The organism is Streptomyces sp. NRRL F-525 (assembly GCF_000716605.1).
In the GTDB taxonomy this organism is placed as follows: Bacteria; Actinomycetota; Actinomycetes; order Streptomycetales; family Streptomycetaceae; genus Streptomyces.
Window position 1 is genome coordinate 1 of record NZ_JNXE01000211.1, and the last position, 301, is coordinate 301.

The following is a 301-nucleotide window of genomic DNA, read 5'->3' on the forward strand; positions in this document are numbered from 1 at the left end:
GAACCAGTCGGGGTTCCAGCCGGCGTAGACGATGCCCTGCTGCACCATGCCGAACATGAACGCCCCGAAGACCGGGCCGATCGCCGAACCGGCACCACCCGTCAGCAGACAGCCACCGATCACAGCAGCCGAGATGTAGATCAGCTCCTGGCCCACACCCTCACCGGACTGCACGGTGTTGAACGTGAACAGCTGATGCATACCGATGAACCAGGCACCGAGACCGACCAGCATGAACAGCGAGATCTTCGTGAACGCCACCGGCACACCCACGGCCCGCGCGGAGTCCTTGTTGCCACCC

General features: G+C 63.8%; 1 protein-coding gene. It reads right to left on the bottom strand.

Features of this window, described 5'->3' with window-relative positions; genetic code table 11:
• Positions 1 to 301 (bottom strand): ABC transporter permease subunit (locus OO69_RS48570; protein ID WP_033287464.1); only part of this gene is annotated, 301 nt, incomplete at both ends.